The sequence below is a fragment of the Gynuella sunshinyii YC6258 genome (genome assembly GCF_000940805.1).
Classification (GTDB): domain Bacteria; phylum Pseudomonadota; class Gammaproteobacteria; order Pseudomonadales; family Natronospirillaceae; genus Gynuella; species Gynuella sunshinyii.
In genome coordinates this window covers 1443938-1461545 of sequence record NZ_CP007142.1, presented here as the reverse complement: position 1 = coordinate 1461545, position 17608 = coordinate 1443938, and the positions used below count along the sequence as shown (strand labels likewise).

Below are 17608 nucleotides of genomic sequence, written 5' to 3'. Positions count from 1 at the left end.
GTCATCACCCTGGGCTATTCGCCAGCGATTAAGACCTCGAGCCGATAATCTGAATTTCGGAGGTTCCTGCGCTGGTGCTGTGAGCATGTCCAAACCTTAACGGCCCCCTGACTTCGGTCATGGCCCGCGGGTACTGGAAAGCCTTTTGCGCCACTAGGGCCGCCACCTTGAACTCCATGGTTCAAGGGCTTTATTTTGCAGCGGTAGTCTGGGGTTTCTCTTCTTTTTTTGAACGCTTATGAATTCAAAAGATCAACTACGTAAACACATTCGATCTCTCAGGCGGCAACTTACCCCTTATCAGCAGCAACTCGCCAGCGAAAGTTTGGTAAATCAACTGCGCGTCAACGACGTTTATCAGCAGAGCGAATCTATTGCCCTCTATCTTGCCAATGATGGAGAAATTTCAGTGCAACCTCTGGCCCAATATGCCTGGCAGCAGGGCAAAAAACTCTATCTGCCGGTATTGAATGCAGAAACAGGAGTGTCACTGATATTCAAGCGCTGGCTGCCCGACAGTGAGTTTGAACCAAATCGGTTTAAGATTCCGGAGCCGGTTACCGACGAGACCATTGAGGCCCGAGCACTGGACCTGGTATGCCTTCCGCTGGTAGCGTTTGATAATCAGGGTGGGCGATTGGGAATGGGAGGAGGCTTTTATGACCGGACCTTCTCATTTACCTTAGCGGAATCATGCGCAACACCTATATTGTGGGGGATGGCTCATGAATGCCAGGAAGTAGAGGCGGTACCGAAAGAAGACTGGGATATTCCATTGAGCAGTATTATTACCGATCAACGCTGGTATGAAGTGAAAAACTAATGCTCAGTCAGTGCTGACCGGTGAAGACGACATATTAACTGCTGCAACCGCTGCTTTGGCAGAAGAGCTTTCCCGGTGGTCGTGCTGACTGGTAAACCCACTCAAAACCAAACTAAGCCCAAACACAATAACCAGCACTACGATCATATCCGGCTTACGGCGTTGCATAGAAACTCCTGAAGGTTTTTGGATTATCTTTTTTTGGATTAAAACAGACACTTAGGGCACCATGCCTGTTTCGCCGCACATTTTGCTACCAAGTATTATAACATTCCGTGATCAAGAACAATCTTTCATGTATTTCTGGGAGAAATTTAATCATGAATTACTGGCTCATGAAGAGTGAACCTGACGTATTCAGCATCGATGATCTGGCTAACTGCTCCAACAAAACCGATCATTGGGACGGTATCCGCAACTATATGGCCCGCAATTTTATGCGCGACAGTATGCAGGTAGGAGACGAAGTTCTGTTTTATCATTCCAATGCCAAACCTCCACACGTTGCCGGTCGGGCAAAAATCACCAGTACCGCTTATGCGGACCATACTGCGTTTGATCCAAACTCAAAATATTACGACCCGAAATCCGACCCAAATAGCCCCCGCTGGGTAATGGTCGATGTTACCTTTGTCCGTAAATTTAAAAACAGCGTGCCTTTACCCGATATCAAGGCCAATCCAAAACTGAGCAAAATGATGCTGTTGACCCACGGTCGCCTGTCCATCTCCAAAGTCACAGAGGATGAATGGATTGAGATCCACCAAATGGCAGGCGAAAAGATCTAATTATTTTTTTGTACCAGCAAGGCGGCCCGATGTCCTACCTCTACATGAGGGTTTGGAAACACGATCAACTCTGGCCGCTCCCGGACCCGGTACTCCTGCTGAAGATCGCGCCATACCAGCTCGCCAGGTAAATACTCAGAGAAATTCTCCTGGTCCGCTGCGACCATTAATTTAAAATGCTCACCAGTGTGAATGACCTCCGACCGAACAGAGTAAAACTCCATTTTTCGATCTGGCTTCACAAGACAGCCTGGCTCACACAACCATGCCGCCAGCGCATCATAGACATTTTGATAAGCCGTCAGATCATTCTGACCAAACGGACGTACTCTGCCAAGTTCCAGAGTATAACTACGGGCACCATGCTGCAGCCCGCTGTAAGAAGAAAATGTGGAGCCCGCTTTATGCATCAACAACGTAGCTTCGATACCCATCGCCAGCAACAGCTGGATATCTTGTTGCAGGTACGTCCTGTTTTCCACATAAGGAAAAATGGCAAAGCGTTCTTTTCTGGAACCCCTGATAGCCGTATGCAAATCCAGATGTAACTTTTCTGCCTGACCATGACGCATCAAAAAATCATCCACCAGGCTACACAACAGATTGGCACGAGTTAGCTCAACGGAAGGTTCAAATGTACTGCGGCGGCGGAATTCGACAAACAACCGGTTCAGGTTGGTTTCGAGATAACGCTGCTCCTGCCTCATAGCTTGAGGATGTCCCAGAATGACCAACAATGCACACTGCAATTGAATGTGCCCTGCCAATATTGCCGTGACCAGGTTATTGATGATTTCAATCGGCGCGGTTTCATTCCCATGAACACCCGCTGAAAGCACCAACGCATGCTCAACAGAGTGATTCGGACTGAACTCAAGCACTCCGGTTGCGCGAAAACATACTCGCATTCCACCCTGCTCAATTACCTCAAAAGAACACTTATCGGTGGCCAGGGTATGGGCCAGAAAATCATGATTGGGTAAAAACAGGTTGCTGCTCATGTGTTCAGAGGACGCATGTAGGCTAATAGTCTATGTTCAATTTTTTTGAAAACGAACACAATTGAGAACGTGATGCAAAGATAGATACAGGCGACGAAAATAAATGCTTCAAAGGGAGCATAGTATTTGGAGTAAACATTTTGCGCCGCACCGGTTAAATCGACAATCGTAACCACACTGGCAATAGCGCTGGCATGCAACATGAAAATCACCTCATTGGAATAAGCCGGTAGTGCCCGCCGGAATGCCGCCGGAAGAATGATACGGCGCATTCTTGTCCACCACCCCATACCATAAGCCTGAGCAGCTTCAAGCTCACCATGATCAGTCGCAACGATGGAACCATAAATAATTTCAGTCGTATAGGCAGTGGTATTCAACACAAACGCAATCAATGCAGGATAAAACGGTTCTCTGAAGATGCTCCACCAAAAAGTATCCTGAATACCTTCAATATATGGAATTCCATAATAAATAATGTACAGCTGAACCAGCAAAGGTGTGCCACGAAACACATAACAATAAAACCAGATCGGCCAGGCAATGAGCGGATTTTTCAATGAACGCAACACCGCAAAAGGCACCGACAGAAACAATCCGATTATTAATGATAAAAATACCAATTGTACGGTAGTGACAAATCCGCCCCAGTATGTCAGTAGTGTTTCGGGGGTAAAAATCTGATTTTGTTCCAATAACTGTAAAAGACTGTCAAACATGCATTTACCCTTTCACAAATCCAACACTGAATTTGCGCTTTAAGTAACTCAACAATATTTCTGATATAAAAGTAATCGCAAGATAGACAATCACAACAGGGATAAAAAACTTGAAGGGCTCATGAACTGCACCCGATGCTTCTTTGGCCAGACGCACCATATCCGAAAGGCCAATCACAGATACCAGCGCAGTGGTCTTTAGCAATACCATCCAGTTATTACCCAGACCAGGCAAGGCAAAACGCATCATTTGTGGGAACAGGATACGAATAAATATCCGCCATCTACTCATTCCATAGGCTACAGCAGCTTCTATCTGCCCTTTTGAAACAGACATATATGCGCCACGGAAAGTTTCTGCCATATAGGCACCAAAGATAAAACCGATCGTCAGTACGCCGGTCAAAAATGCATCAATATCAATAAAGTGCCGGGTACCAAATTGGACGTTGTACCAGATAACAACCTTGTTAACGATGATCTGAGCTCCAAAAAAAATCAGCAGCATCAGAACCAGATCAGGAACGCCACGAATAACCGTGGTATATACCGTGGCAATAATCCTTAACGAGCGTTTATTGCTCAATTTGGCCAGTGCACCGACCAAACCGAGCAATACCGCCATCATCATGGACAGAACAGCAACCTCCATCGTCAGGAAGGCTCCCTTGAAAATGGATAGTCCGTAACCGTGAAAATCAAACATACCGCTCTGTCCGTCTCAGTGCTTAAATTTTGATATCGTAGGAGAAATATTTTTTCCGGATTTCATCATAAACACCGTTGTTTTTGACAACATCCAGTGCCTTGTTGAACTTCTCTACCAGTTCCTTATCAGAAGGACGCAATGCCACGGCAACACCTTCACCCAACTGGAAAGGCTTGCCGATCAGTTCATATTCAGATCCTTTATCACCACCCAGAACCGTGGTTTCACCCACAGGATAATCCAGAATGACGGCATCCAGACGCCCGTTGTAAAGATCGATCACCAGTTCATCAGCAGTTCCATAACGTACGACATCGGCATCTTTCAGGTTGTCGGTAGCAAATTCGTCCTGAGTGGTTCCGCGCTGGGCACCGATTTTCTTGCCTTTGACCGCAACCTTATCGTTAGGGTCAAAATGACTGCCTTTCTTGGCAAACCAACCGGTCGGAGTATTGTAGTAAGCATTGGTAAACGCGACTTTCTGAGCCCGTTCAGGCGTAATCGACATGGAGGACAGGATCGCATCATATTTATAGGCCAGCAGACCCGGGATAATGCCATCCCATGCCTGAATTACCCATTCACATTTCACTTTCATCTCAGCACAAACAGCATTGCCCAGTTCAATCTCAAAACCTGTCAGGCTGCCATCGGGTGCCTTATATTCAAAAGGTTCATAAGGAACATCCACTGCAATACGGATTGTCTCCTCAGCATGACTGTAACTGGCCATTGCCAGCAAAGCGGACAGTGTTAACAGGATTTTCTTCATGGCTTCACTCCAAATGTAGATTATTTTTTTACCATTAAAAAAGACGCCAGTTCATAGGGACTGACCTTTTCTTTTTATTCAAAATGCATGACGACAACAGCAGGATTAATAGCCATCCAATATCAATATTTGGGGGCCAGAAACTGTCTCATTCTCTCTGAATCAGGATGATCAAACACTTTGGCAGGAGCGCCTTGTTCTTCGATTTTTCCCTGATGCAGAAACATCACATGATTGGAAACGTCTCTGGCGAAATCCATTTCGTGGGTAACAACAATCATCGTTCTTCCCTCTTCAGCCAGACTGCGCATCACCTTAAGCACTTCTCCCACCAGCTCCGGATCGAGTGCCGAGGTAGGTTCATCGAACAACATCACCTCCGGATCCATTGCCAACGCACGGGCTATTGCAGCACGTTGTTGCTGACCACCCGACATATGCGCGGGATAATAGTGTTTACGTTCATGCAGTCCAACCCGATCCAGTAATGCTTCTGCCTGCTCTATAGCTTCTTTCTTATTTTTACCCAGAACATGGACCGGTGCTTCAATAACATTCTCCAGGATAGTCATGTGAGACCAAAGGTTAAAGCTCTGAAACACCATCGCCAGCCTTGCCCTGATCCTCTGTACCTGACGACTGTTAACCGGCACTCTCTCACCCCGGATCTCGCGAAAATGGATCTCTTCGCCATGAACCGTCAGTTCACCTATCGTGGGAATCTCAAGTAAATTTATACAACGCAGAAAGGTGCTTTTGCCTGAACCGGAGGAGCCGATCAATGAAATGACATCCCCTTTATGGGCTTCCAGGGATAACCCCTTTAAAACTTCATGGCTACCAAAGGTTTTATGAATATTGGTTGCCAATAACTGTGGGGTATCTGGACCCATTCATCTCTCCTGTCATTTAAAATAGCCCCTATTGTACAGAAAAATTGCCATTATAAACTGTCTGTTATCGCATCGGATTCTATCCGTTGCGCAATCAGCAATTGTTAAGCCAATATGATCACACTCCGGTCAGCACTGGATTCAATCACCCACTTAAACCCATCACTTTGCATATTTGCATACTATGAGCACGATTCATTCGGCTGGTAAAAGGGTCATCCCAAACTGTTTTGGAAATCACGATGAACCCCCCGGCAAAGTTTCTACGTTCCCCAAGGTTAAGCCTCCACATTAGCTGACAACCAATGATCATACATTCATGCTCAACAGACTTGACCCGGCATGGGTACCTATCTGCCCATTCATGCAGACAGGAAACTCATTTTCAGCAAAACTCACGAACAAATGGTTTTAATATCCAGCGACACCCAAGACGCACCAGAAAAAACTACCATGCACTATTTGTTAACACGATACATGCTTTCAGACAACAGTCTATTTGAATTATCAAATCGCCAGTCTGGGCAAAATTCCTGTTACAGCTGACAAAAGTATCTTGACAGCATCAGTTGCGGTGCATTTTTGTCACCGTTATAGTGCAGATTACTCAAATATTTGAGAAATAACCCTGGCCTGCTGATTGCTCTGTTTACCGAGCCAAAAATACTTTCGCTCTATATAGAATAAAAGTATTCGTCAAGGGCCATAAGGGCGTGGTCGGTTGCCCAATAAATGATATCGCTCTGAAATACTTAACATGTTTCAACCATGTCCAGTAAAAATAGGACAATGAAGGAGATAATAATGAATAAAGCTCTGACCCTGATTGCAGGTTTTGTGCTTGCATCGTCAGTCACCATCAATGCATCTGCTGCAAAAACGCTGGTTTATTGCTCAGAAGGCAGTCCTGAGGGATTTAACCCGGCCTTCTACACGGCAGGCACCACTTTTGATGCCACGTCAAAAAATATCTTTAACAAACTGGTCGAGTTTGAGCGTGGCAATACCAAAATTATTCCAGGACTGGCTGAAAGCTGGACCATTTCTGATGACGGCACAACCTACACCTTCAAGCTGAGAAAAGGGGTTAAATTCCATTCCAACAAAAAGTTCAAGCCTCATCGTGATTTCAATGCCGATGATGTGCTGTTCAGCTTTAACCGTCAGCGTCTGAAAGATCACCCCTATCACACTGTGTCTGGTGGCAGTTATGAATACTGGAATGGTATGTCGATGACAGAAACTATCAAAGACATCAAAAAGATCGATGATTACACTGTAAGCATCTCCCTGAATCAGCCCAGCGCCCCGTTCATGGCCAACCTCGCCATGGATTTCGCATCCATCATGTCCGCCGAATACGCCGATGAAATGATGAAGGCCGGCACACCGGAAGTTATTGATAATCAACCCATCGGCACCGGTCCGTTTGAATTTGTCGACTACCGCAAGGACAGTCAGATCCGCTATAAAGCGTTCAGCAAATACTGGGGAGGAAAAGCACCGATCGATCGTCTGGTCTTCTCAATCACGCCTGACGCCTCTGTTCGTTATGCCAAAATGCAAGCCAACGAATGCCAGGTGATGCCATTCCCGAACCCGGCAGATCTGGAAAAAATGCGTACTGACAAGAATATCAATCTGATGTCTCAGGAAGGTTTAAACATCGGTTTCCTTGCGTTCAATGTTGAGAAAAAACCCTTTGATGACCGTAAAGTCCGTCAGGCTCTGAACTACGCCATCAACAAGCAGGCAATTCTGGATGCGGTTTTCCAAGGTGCCGGCACCGTTGCGAAAAACCCGATTCCACCGACCATCTGGTCCTACAACAAAGATACTGTGGACTATGATTACAACCCTGAAAAAGCCAAGCAACTACTGGCAGAAGCAGGCTATTCAAAAGGTTTCTCTACTAACATCTGGGCAATGCCGGTACAGCGTCCTTACAATCCAAATGCCCGCCGTATGGCAGAGCTGATTCAGGCCGACTGGGCGGCTATCGGCGTTAAAGCCGAAATCGTCAGCTATGAATGGGGTGAGTATCTGGCCCGCACTAAAGAAGGTGAGCATGACACTGCACTGCTCGGCTGGACTGGTGACAATGGTGATCCGGATAACTTCCTGTATGTACTGTTAAGCTGTGATGCGGTCGGTGGCAGTAACCGCGCCCGGTTCTGCAATGAAGATTTCGACAAGCTGCTGAAAGCTGCACAGGTAACCTCTGATATTGCAGAAAGAACCAAGCTCTATGAACAGGCTCAATTAATGTTCAAAAAAGAGGCTCCATGGGTAACCATTGCACACTCAGTGGTATATGAGCCGGTTCGTCCGGAAGTGGTTGATTACAAAATTGACCCTCTTGGCGGGCATATTTTCTATGGTGTAGACCTGAAATAATCAAACCCCTTCAACTTAAAACCGGCCTGAAAGGCCGGTTTTTTTGCGTTACAGAAGTTTTGAGGCACACATCCAACCATTTCATGCTGCTCTCCAATTACTACAAACGTGATAGCATCATTATTTGTTCCTTTTTGAGTATGACCTTTGTATAAAAGTGGAACACTTTGAATCAACTGATGTACTGGTAAATCTATGTTAGTGTTTTTATTTCGTCGTCTGATGCTGGTCATTCCGACCTTCTTCGGCATAACCCTGCTCACATTTTCATTAATTCACATGATCCCCGGTGACCCGATTACCGTGATGGCCGGAGAGCGCGGGGTAACCGATGCCCGCAGAGCCGAGCTGGAAGCTCAACTGGGGCTGGATCAACCGTTGCCGGTTCAGTACCTGCACTATATCAAGAATGTATTGCAGGGTGACTTCGGCAAGTCTCTGGTCACCAGGGAGCCTGTTCTTAGTGAGTTCTTTACCCTTTTTCCCGCAACTATGGAGCTGGCATTCTGCGCCTCTATCATAGCGATTCTGATCGGTTTGCCCCTTGGCGTTATTGCTGCTGTGCGACGAGGATCGGTGTTTGATCACAGTGTCATGACGGTATCTCTGGCCGGATATTCGATGCCCATTTTCTGGTGGGGACTGTTACTGATTATCCTGTTCTCCGTCACTTTGGGCTGGACGCCGGTATCCGGGCGGATAGCTGCCACCATGTGGATAGATGAGAATACCGGCTTTATGCTCATAGACTCACTCCTGTCCGATGAGGAGGGCGCCTTTATCTCCGCGTTGTCGCACCTGATTCTGCCATCCGTTGTACTGGCAACCATTCCCATGGCAGTGATTGCCAGAATGACGCGCTCCTCCATGCTGGAAGTATTGGGAGAGGATTATATTCGTACTGCACGGGCCAAAGGCCTGAGTCGGTGGAAGGTGATTGCCAAACACGCGCTGCGCAATGCCTTGATTCCGGTCATTACTGTCATTGGCCTGCAAGTCGGTATTTTATTGTCAGGTGCCATTCTGACAGAGTCTATTTTTGCCTGGCCGGGTGTTGGTCGCTGGCTGCTCGAATCCATCCACCGCCGCGACTATCAGGTGGTACAGGGAGGCATTCTGATAGTTGCCATGATTATTATTGCAATAAACCTGTTGGTTGATGTGATGTATGGGATTGTCAATCCACGCATCCGTCATGCCCGTGGTTAAGGAGTATTCTGATGACTGTTCAAACCAATCAGAGCCCGCCATCCCCACTGATGGAGTTCTGGTTATATTTCAGTTCCAACCGCGGCGCACTGCTGGGTTTTGTGTATATCCTGTTTATTCTGTTTCTGGTGTTGTTTGCAAATGTGATCAGCCCCCACGCTGCTCATGAACAGTTTCGTGATTCACTGCTACTGCCGCCGGTTTGGGTCGAAGGTGGTAGCTGGAAGTTTATTCTGGGCACGGATGATATTGGACGTGACATCCTCTCACGCCTGATACATGGTTCCAGACTGTCCATGCTGGCGGGGGCCCTGGTAGTCACCCTGTCCTTGTGCATTGGTATTATCCTTGGCCTGCTGGCAGGATATTTCCGCGGTATCGTCGACACCTTCATCATGCGGGTAGCCGATATCATGCTATCGATTCCCAGTCTGTTGCTGGCTATCGCGGTAGTGGCAATACTGGGTCCAAGTCTGGTAAATGCCAGCATCGCCATTGTCATCGTCTCAATGCCCCATTACATCCGCCTGACCCGCGCGTCCACCATCAGCGAGATGAGCAAGGATTATGTGATTTCATCCCGGGTGGCCGGAGCCGGGGCTCTGCGGATGATGTTCATCAATATCCTGCCAAACTGTCTGGCTCCCTTGATTGTTCAGGCCACTCTTGGCTTTTCCAACGCCATTCTCGATATGGCCGCGCTCGGATTTGTCGGACTGGGTGCCCAGCCACCGTTGCCAGAGTGGGGGTCAATGCTGGCCGATGCACGCCAGTTCGTCCAGAGTGCCTGGTGGGTTGTAACCTTCCCGGGGCTGATGATCCTGAGTACGGTATTGGCATTTAATCTGATGGGTGACGGTCTGCGTGACGCCCTTGATCCCAAACTCAAGCAATGAAGGTTTAGCAAACGTGAGTCTACTAACAGTCAGGGATCTGGCCGTCGAATTCGGATCCCACGAGACACCGTTTCGGGCGGTGGATCATATCAGTTTTAATATTGAAGCCGGTGAGGTACTCGGCATTGTCGGTGAGTCCGGCAGTGGTAAAAGTGTCAGTTCTCTGGCCACTATGGGGTTAATCGATTTTCCCGGCCGGGTTTCCGCCACCGAACTGAAATTTGCCGGTATCGATCTGCTGACCATCAGCGAAAAACAACGCAGAAAAATTACCGGCGATGAAATAGCTATGATTTTTCAGGAGCCGATGTCCAGCCTCAACCCCTGTTTCACGGTTGGTGATCAAATCACTGAGACGTTGAAAATTCATCAGGGTGGTTCCCGCAAAGAACGACGGGAAAAAGCCATCAGCCTGCTGCGTCAGGTCGGCATACCGGCACCGGAAAGCCGAATGAAGGCTTATCCGCACCAGTTATCCGGTGGTATGAGCCAGCGGGTTATGATTGCCATGGCAATTGCCTGTGATCCAAAACTGTTGATTGCGGATGAGCCGACCACCGCTCTGGATGTCACCATTCAGGCACAGATTATTGATCTATTGCTGGAGCTGCAGCGGGAAAAGAACATGGGGCTGATTCTGATCACTCATGATCTGGCGCTGGTCGCTGAAGCCGCAGATCGCGTCGCCGTCATGTATGCCGGACAAATCGTCGAACTGGCGACAGCGGAACAGATCTTCAGAAATCCACGTCACCCCTACACCCAGGCACTGCTTGATTCGTTACCAGAGTCATCGCTGGGCGAGAAGCGTTTACGGGCGCTGCCGGGCGTAGTACCGGGTGCTCATGACCGTCCTCAGGGGTGCCTGTTAAATCCACGCTGTCGTCATGCCACCGATCAATGCCGGCAGCAGGAGCCGGCCATGACCGGTTCTGATGACCATCAAGTGAAATGTTTTTATCCGGGAGGGTCTGCTGTATGACCACCGTAATGCGTGCCGAGGCACTCAAAAAACACTATGAGGTTGATCAGGGTTTTATGAAGCCCAAAGCTGTCGTCAAAGCGCTGGATGGTGTCAGTTTTGACCTCCAGGCAGGAAAGACACTTGCGGTCGTTGGCGAATCCGGCTGCGGTAAATCAACCCTGGCAAAATTGCTGACCTCAATCGAAACTCCCACTGCCGGGGCTCTGGAATTCGATGGCAAAAACCTGCTGGAAAGTGTCGACAAAACTGCGGCCAAAGAACGTCGTCAGAAAATTCAGATCATCTTTCAAAACCCCTATGGCTCGCTCAATCCCCGGAAAAAGATCGGCTATATTCTGGAAGAGCCCTTGATCATCAATACCGACATGAGCAAGGCGGACCGGAGAACACGAGCACTGGATATGCTGCAAAAAGTGGGGCTGCGACCGGAACATTACAATCGCTATCCACATATGTTTTCCGGCGGTCAGCGCCAGCGTATTGCGATAGCCCGTGGTCTCATGATGAATCCGCAGATTGTGATCGCCGATGAACCGGTTTCGGCATTGGATGTGTCGGTTCAGGCTCAGGTGTTAAATCTGATGATGGATCTGCAACAGGAGTTGAATCTGGCCTATGTGTTTATCAGTCATGACCTGTCCATCGTTGAACACATTGCTGATACGGTTATGGTGATGTATCTGGGCAAGGTAGTGGAGTATGGCAGTAAGCAGGACATTTTCGCCAACCCGAGACATCCCTATACCCGGGCACTGCTGTCCTCAACGCCAAGGATCAAAAAAGAGCACCGTATCGAACGGATTCGTCTGAGCGGAGAATTGCCGTCACCATTGAATCCGCCATCGGGATGCAGCTTTCATGGCCGCTGTCAGTATGCTAATGAAACCTGTAAGACCAAAGTGCCTGAGCTGATCATGCATGATCAGAGTCAAATCGCTTGTCATGCCGTAGAGGAAGGACGGATTTAATCCGCACTTTAATTTTCTGCCATGAATCCATCCGATCTTTGGTGACGGATTCGGGTTCATGGCAGGTTCGCTACTATGAATCTTTCATCATATAAAGGTTCACAGTGAAGTGGCCTGCCTGGGTATCAAACTTTAAACAGGTTGTACCATCATTCGCCAGTTTTGCAGCCGAATCTTTCAAACTCTGAAAAGTAACCTGCTTTTTGGTATAAAGCTGCTCGTTATTCTCACCAACAATTGCTATTTTCCATTTTCCTTCGTCTGAGCCGCGATAACGATCAAACCCGGGGAAAGCATTTTGCAAGGTCCGTTTTGCATAACTCAAACTCAGGTATGGACCTACTGTATTCTCTTTCGTTTGCAGGACAACTTCATCACCATGCTTAATGGCTGTACCTGGTTTTGCCCCATCGTTACTGGCAGAATAGATAACATAAGCCTGAGCATAGCTGACATCGGTGGTCAGTCTTGGGTAATAATAGTTGACGCTATCATTTACCACCGTATTGGAATTAGTCACGTAACAGTCGTTTATTTTCAGAGTGATCAGATCGCCATATTTAATAGCCGTCTCGGTGTAATCAACCTGCTGAACCGGTCGGAGCGCCATATCTACCTGGTCTGAATTCATAGCACTCAGTACCCTGGCATTGATTATTTTTTCAGAATCATTGAGATACAGCTCATCCAACTCATTGACCAGATTAAAAGCGGGGTTCATCGACTTTGATAATGACCGGTTACGGCAAATACGCACCCTGCCTTCCTGCTGATATCTTAAAAACAGGTAATTGATTCTGAATAGTGCCTTGGCGGCAATGTTCCAGTTGACAAAGTCATACTTGATCAAAGTGCCTTTTTCCATTGGCTGGTTTTCATTATATCCACCTTTTTTATAGTCCGATCGTAACTTACTCGCCCATCCCTCTTTCGCTTTGTTATATCCTGGCACATCGCGATACTGATCATTTTCAGTATTGCAAAGCTCTGCCAGTCGTTCGCCCCATCGTTGTTCAGACGTTAGAAACCAGGTACTACCTTCAATACAAAGTCCCTTATCGTAGGCAAGCGTATCATTTCGGTCTTTTATCGAAGGAGCAATGAGATTTTTGACAACATCCAGAATTCTGTTAAGACTTTGTTGCCTGCCATTATTGTCTGAGATGTCCAGGCTCCAGCTAAATTCAGCGCTGTTTTTAATACAATACAGAGCAATAACCATTTTTTTAAATGCCTGCAGATAGGTTGTCGGATTATTACGGGTAATCTCTTCCGCCGTTCTGATCTGCCAATCCGGTCGATACTTAAAAGCAACAGTAGACACATCCGGGATATGCCCCATCTGACCATGCCCCAGAGAGGTGTAACTGCTGTTAACCGTCGAATAAACCGTCAGTGGATCCCAACTCACCACGTCTTTTGGCCAGACAATGTCCCGATAAGTGTTTTCTTTGGGGTACCACTCGTCATCTTTCCACTCACCATATATTGTGAACTTTCCGGGATCGCTGCCGATTGAGTTGTACACACCGTTCAAGCGTGTTGAAAACGTGCCGGCAAAGTCCTGATGAGCATACGTATCCGCAAATACATGCATACAGCAACCAATAAGATTAAGAGCGGATTTTTGACTGTCATCGGTATTTTTATCGGTGCATTGAGAGACAATTTTTCGGGTCTCATTCACCATATTCTGTGCAGCATCGCTATTTGGTCTGGTCAACAGACCGTCACCGGTATCACAGTCCACTCTGATGTCTTTTTGGGATTCTTCCATTGAAGAATTAATATAACCCGGATTCCTCAATTCCAGGCCTTCGCCCATTGACTGTTGGTGCGGATAATTGCCTGGCAAAAAGTGAAATGGCTCCCAAATCTGTCGGGTTTCATCATAGTTAGAGGTTGGTGCCCAACTGGTCATTCCATATACAGAAGTCACCATTGGTCTGAAGACCTTATTGGTTTCATTTGATCTGAAAATATATTCATCCTGCTGATTGATCTTAAAAGCGTTGGTCGTATAGGTTGCTTTTTCAGTACAGTCGTCAATGTATTGAGCAGAGGTCGCAATGGCTCTGGCTTGTTTGTTATTGTACCCTGCTGTCCAGGCGGCCAAATACGTGCCATAGTAATGAAAGTCTCTGTCCATTCTGTCTCTCCCAAATACAATTCAATGTTGTAATCCTCTGATTGGAATCAGCAACATGAATGCCAGGCAATTAAAATCACTGATTTCACACCAGTCAAAAGCAAACAAGAGAGCTGAGGACGGACGATTTGGTAAATTTCCATAAAATAAATGGTCATTTTTGACCGGTCTTATGTCGAAAAGAAGGATTTAATTATGCTCTTCGCCATCTCACTCAATGGCACATGAATTGCCAAGAAGTAAAACAACAATATAGTTAGCCGGATATTTTTTAACACCTGTTGACGAAACAGATAATTATTAAGAATTTCCACAGATTCCTGATATTGAGTTAAGGAGCACTGATGCCGGACGTAAATGACTACAAATTAGAAAGGCTTTTACAGGCTACTTCAGAAAATGCGTCCAAAGATCAGTGCGATGCATTATCAGACTGGAAACGAAAATTTTATTGCTATAAAACCGCTTACTGGAATTTTAAAAACATCGGCACTCGGAAATATCAGCAGGAATTTGCAGCCAACGCAGAGGCATTAATAACAGCACAGGGGAACATAGATACCCTGCTATCAGATATCTATATGACGATTAAAGATCCGCAGGAAGCGTCACACCAATGGGATCGTGGCAGAGAGAAATTCAAACGCCAGAATCAACAAAATGCCTTATCAGAACTGACTAAAGAGACTAACGCGATATACCAGGATGTTCGCTCCGCTCTCGCCGGATACGTGAAGCATGAAACTGAGGTATCGACCAATACCGAGGAGCCAACCATGCCCCAACAGCATGAAGATAACAGCACTGACCCAGAACCAGACGCAAGTTCACTCGATAAGCTCCAGGTTCAGAAACTGTACGAGGAGTTCCAAAACCTGAAAGCTGAAAATCAAAAACTTAAGCAACAGCTGCAGTACTACAATGACGATTCGTCTCATCAAACTGAGACCAGTCAAGCTGAACCCATTCAACCAAAAGATACGCCAAACCAAGAGACAAACGTTTCTTCAACCACAGCACATGGACCATTTTATTTTCAAACCTCTCAAGACGAAGACTGAGCCCATATACGCTGGATGAAGGCTTCGTGATTGACAAGGATATCTGGCACGAAGGCCTACCATCCTGGCCGTCGCCAGGACCCATTGATCAAATGGCTGCACGTCCCTCTGTCAACAGAATTGTCAGGTAACTGATCATGTCTGCTTGTATTCGATAAAAGCCTGACTTCATCGTTATCTTCTGCAACCCACGTACTCTCGCATTCGTAAACATGTCAACCCGGATAAGATTTTTATGAGTATTCCCAAGTTTAATCCAGCAACTTATATGACGGCGCGGTAACGGGTATGTCGCAGCAACGATTGATACAGAACTTGAGTTAGTGTCTGTGTCCGGTCAGGTGTGGAATATGGACCGATCATCGCAGAAGAACCTGGAAAGCCACGACCCGCACTGACCGGTGTCGGAATTGCCTCTCTGGCATCACCGGATATTTTGATAGAAATAGAGGCCATCGCTAAAATCGCCAGACCAACATAAACCATTCTCAATCAGCAGAAATATCCGGCCGTGCCCGTTCGATTACATAGGCGCAGTCACTGCCTGCCGGCAATGTGCCATACATAGAACCCGGGTGACGGGACAAACGGCTACAAACAAACAGATCAGCCACCCGTCCATCGCCATACTCAATCAGCATGGCTGCCTGCCAGGCCAATGCCAGACTCTCAACCAGGGTTCGGGCCTGATATTCGAGATTATCCTGACTGGAGGCCAGTGGTTTGATCACCTGATCAATCAACGATCGCAGCTCATTGGCAGCCTGTGCTGCCGGTTCAAGCTGTTCTAACAGCCCCTCAAAACAAACCGGGTCTTTCTTCATGACCCGGATCACATCCAGACATTGAATATTTCCGGAACCTTCCCAAATGGCATTGACCGGAGCATCCCGGTACAACCGTGCCAGTACGTTGTCTTCGATCATCGCCACCGCTCCAATCGATTCCATCGCTTCGTAGCTGTGCTGAACCGTGCGCTTGCAGATCCAGTATTTACCCAGGGCGGTACCGATGCGTACCAGTGCCTGCTCAGAGTCATCATCGGCGTGATCCAGCGCCCGGGCAATGCGCATGGAGATAGCCAGTGCCGCTTCGGCCTCCAAGGCCAGATCCGCCAGCACATTCTGCATCAGTGGCTGTTGATGTAACGGTTTGCCAAAAGCCGAGCGACCGGCGGTATGGTGTAACGCCTGCGCAACTGCCAGCCGCATTTGTGCCGACGACCCGACCATGCAATCAAACCGGGTCATGGCCACCATTTCCAAAATGGTATTGATACCCCGACCTTCCGGGCCAATCATCCAGGCATGCGCATCCCAATACTCCATTTCCGAGGATGCATTGGAAACGTTACCCAATTTGTTTTTGAGTCTCTGAATATAAAAATTATTTTTGCTGCCATCGGGCTTCCAACGCGGCAGGAGAAAACAACTGAGACCATTACCGGTATACGCCAACATCAAAAACGCGTCGCACATAGGCGCAGAACAAAACCACTTATGGCCGGTAATCAGATATTCCTGTCCTGGCCCTGATACCCCCACTGGCCGCGCCTGCGTGGTATTGGCACGGACATCCGAGCCACCCTGCTTTTCGGTCATTGCCATGCCAATGGTCACACCGTTTTTCTGATCAAACGGAATATTACGGGGGTCATAGGTGTTGACGGTAATTCTGGGAATCCAGTCCTCCGCTATCTCCGGCTGGTGCCGCAAAGCCGGAATGGATGCAAAGGTCATGGTCAGCGGACAGCCCGAACCGGCATCAGCCTGGGTATGCAGGTATTCAATCGCGGCCCGCACCACATGAGCCCCAGGTTTTGAACTCACCCAGGGCAGCGCATGATGACCAGCCTCAATCGCCGCCTGCATCAACTGATGATAAGCCGGGTGATACTCCACCAGATCAATCCGGTGACCAAAACGATCGTGACTGTGGAACTCAGGTTTATATTTGTTGGCCTGAAATCCGGCATCCAACAAATCATGGCCGACCCGATGACCATACTGAGTCAGCGCTTCCTCACCCCAGTTTCCGCCAAATACCTGAAGCCAATGATGCAGCACCCGGTCACTGGTATAAGCGTTGTAATTTTCCAGAGGTTCTGGCTGATTGAAGACTTTGTGGGTTTCGGTGACCATATCGATGCTCCTCCCCTGTCATGGTGGTTGGCATATAGACAGACATATGAGCTGATCATGTTAACCATATCTGCGCCCGGTCCGCCACAGAAGGCTT

Annotated in this window: 17 protein-coding genes and 1 other RNA gene; 9 read left to right on the top strand and 9 right to left on the bottom strand. The window is 47.6% G+C overall.

Features of this window, described 5'->3' with window-relative positions:
• The first annotated feature begins 3 nt into the window (after positions 1-3).
• Positions 4-219: non-coding RNA, 6S RNA (ssrS, locus tag YC6258_RS27955), on the top strand.
• A gap of 19 nt (positions 220-238) precedes the next feature.
• Positions 239-823, top strand: coding sequence for a 5-formyltetrahydrofolate cyclo-ligase (locus YC6258_RS06475; protein WP_044616295.1), 585 nt, complete (start codon positions 239-241; stop codon positions 821-823).
• A gap of 3 nt (positions 824-826) precedes the next feature.
• Here YC6258_RS06475 and YC6258_RS30160 read toward each other — a convergent pair whose 3' ends face one another.
• Positions 827-991 carry a hypothetical protein gene (locus YC6258_RS30160; protein ID WP_169748902.1) on the bottom strand — a complete coding sequence of 55 codons (165 nt, stop codon included), beginning with the start codon at positions 989-991 and terminating at the stop codon, positions 827-829.
• 152 nt (positions 992-1143) lie between these two features.
• Between YC6258_RS30160 and YC6258_RS06470 the strand changes: the two genes are divergently transcribed.
• The gene (locus YC6258_RS06470; protein WP_044616294.1) at positions 1144-1611 is read left to right on the top strand and encodes an EVE domain-containing protein; all 468 of its coding nucleotides are present in this window, start codon (positions 1144-1146) and stop codon (positions 1609-1611) included.
• On the opposite strand, the gene astE is transcribed toward YC6258_RS06470, so the two are convergent.
• The 5 genes from astE to YC6258_RS06445 all read right to left on the bottom strand — a co-directional run bounded on the left by astE (position 1608) and on the right by YC6258_RS06445 (position 5705).
• Positions 1608-2612, bottom strand: coding sequence for a succinylglutamate desuccinylase (gene astE, locus YC6258_RS06465; protein ID WP_044616293.1), 1005 nt, complete (start codon positions 2610-2612; stop codon positions 1608-1610). The two genes, YC6258_RS06470 and astE, sit on opposite strands and share 4 nt — an antisense overlap.
• A complete protein-coding gene (locus YC6258_RS06460; RefSeq protein ID WP_044616292.1) occupies positions 2609-3331 on the bottom strand; it encodes an ABC transporter permease in 723 nt (240 codons plus the stop codon). Before YC6258_RS06460 ends, astE begins: the two co-directional genes overlap by 4 nt.
• Before the next feature lie 4 nt (positions 3332-3335).
• Positions 3336-4037 (bottom strand): ABC transporter permease, encoded by a 702-nt coding sequence (locus YC6258_RS06455; RefSeq protein ID WP_044616291.1) that lies wholly within the window; start codon positions 4035-4037, stop codon positions 3336-3338.
• A gap of 22 nt (positions 4038-4059) precedes the next feature.
• Complete coding sequence (locus tag YC6258_RS06450; RefSeq protein ID WP_044616290.1) at positions 4060-4812, bottom strand: transporter substrate-binding domain-containing protein; 753 nt, start codon at positions 4810-4812, stop codon at positions 4060-4062.
• Positions 4813-4934: 122 nt separating this feature from the next.
• A complete protein-coding gene (locus YC6258_RS06445) occupies positions 4935-5705 on the bottom strand; it encodes an ABC transporter ATP-binding protein (protein WP_044616289.1) in 771 nt (256 codons plus the stop codon).
• Positions 5706-6509: 804 nt separating this feature from the next.
• Here YC6258_RS06445 and YC6258_RS06435 point away from each other — a divergent pair.
• The 5 genes from YC6258_RS06435 to YC6258_RS06415 all read left to right on the top strand — a co-directional run bounded on the left by YC6258_RS06435 (position 6510) and on the right by YC6258_RS06415 (position 12160).
• Positions 6510-8102 (top strand): ABC transporter substrate-binding protein, encoded by a 1593-nt coding sequence (locus YC6258_RS06435; protein ID WP_044616287.1) that lies wholly within the window; start codon positions 6510-6512, stop codon positions 8100-8102.
• A gap of 195 nt (positions 8103-8297) precedes the next feature.
• Positions 8298-9311 (top strand): ABC transporter permease subunit, encoded by a 1014-nt coding sequence (locus tag YC6258_RS06430; RefSeq protein WP_044616286.1) that lies wholly within the window; start codon positions 8298-8300, stop codon positions 9309-9311.
• Positions 9312-9322: 11 nt separating this feature from the next.
• Entirely contained in the window at positions 9323-10207 is an 885-nt protein-coding gene (gene dppC, locus YC6258_RS06425) for a dipeptide ABC transporter permease DppC (RefSeq protein WP_044616285.1), read from the top strand.
• A gap of 13 nt (positions 10208-10220) precedes the next feature.
• Entirely contained in the window at positions 10221-11189 is a 969-nt protein-coding gene (dppD, locus tag YC6258_RS06420) for a dipeptide ABC transporter ATP-binding protein (RefSeq protein WP_044616284.1), read from the top strand.
• Positions 11186-12160, top strand: a complete 975-nt coding sequence (locus YC6258_RS06415) for a peptide ABC transporter ATP-binding protein (RefSeq protein WP_082070582.1) — start codon at positions 11186-11188, stop codon at positions 12158-12160. Before dppD ends, YC6258_RS06415 begins: the two co-directional genes overlap by 4 nt.
• Positions 12161-12233: 73 nt before the next feature.
• Here YC6258_RS06415 and YC6258_RS06410 read toward each other — a convergent pair whose 3' ends face one another.
• Entirely contained in the window at positions 12234-14309 is a 2076-nt protein-coding gene (locus YC6258_RS06410; protein WP_044616282.1) for a DUF6765 family protein, read from the bottom strand.
• 344 nt (positions 14310-14653) lie between these two features.
• On the opposite strand from YC6258_RS06410, the gene YC6258_RS06405 reads away from it, so the two are divergent.
• Entirely contained in the window at positions 14654-15370 is a 717-nt protein-coding gene (locus YC6258_RS06405) for a hypothetical protein (protein WP_044616281.1), read from the top strand.
• A 264-nt stretch (positions 15371-15634) separates the two neighbouring features.
• Here the strand turns inward: YC6258_RS06405 and YC6258_RS30155 are convergent, their stop codons facing one another.
• Together YC6258_RS30155 and YC6258_RS06395 are read right to left on the bottom strand one after the other, a co-directional pair.
• Positions 15635-15826 carry a hypothetical protein gene (locus YC6258_RS30155; protein WP_169748939.1) on the bottom strand — a complete coding sequence of 64 codons (192 nt, stop codon included), beginning with the start codon at positions 15824-15826 and terminating at the stop codon, positions 15635-15637.
• Positions 15827-15858: 32 nt separating this feature from the next.
• Complete coding sequence (locus YC6258_RS06395) at positions 15859-17511, bottom strand: acyl-CoA dehydrogenase family protein (protein ID WP_044616279.1); 1653 nt, start codon at positions 17509-17511, stop codon at positions 15859-15861.
• Between the last annotated feature and the right edge of the window lie 97 nt (positions 17512-17608).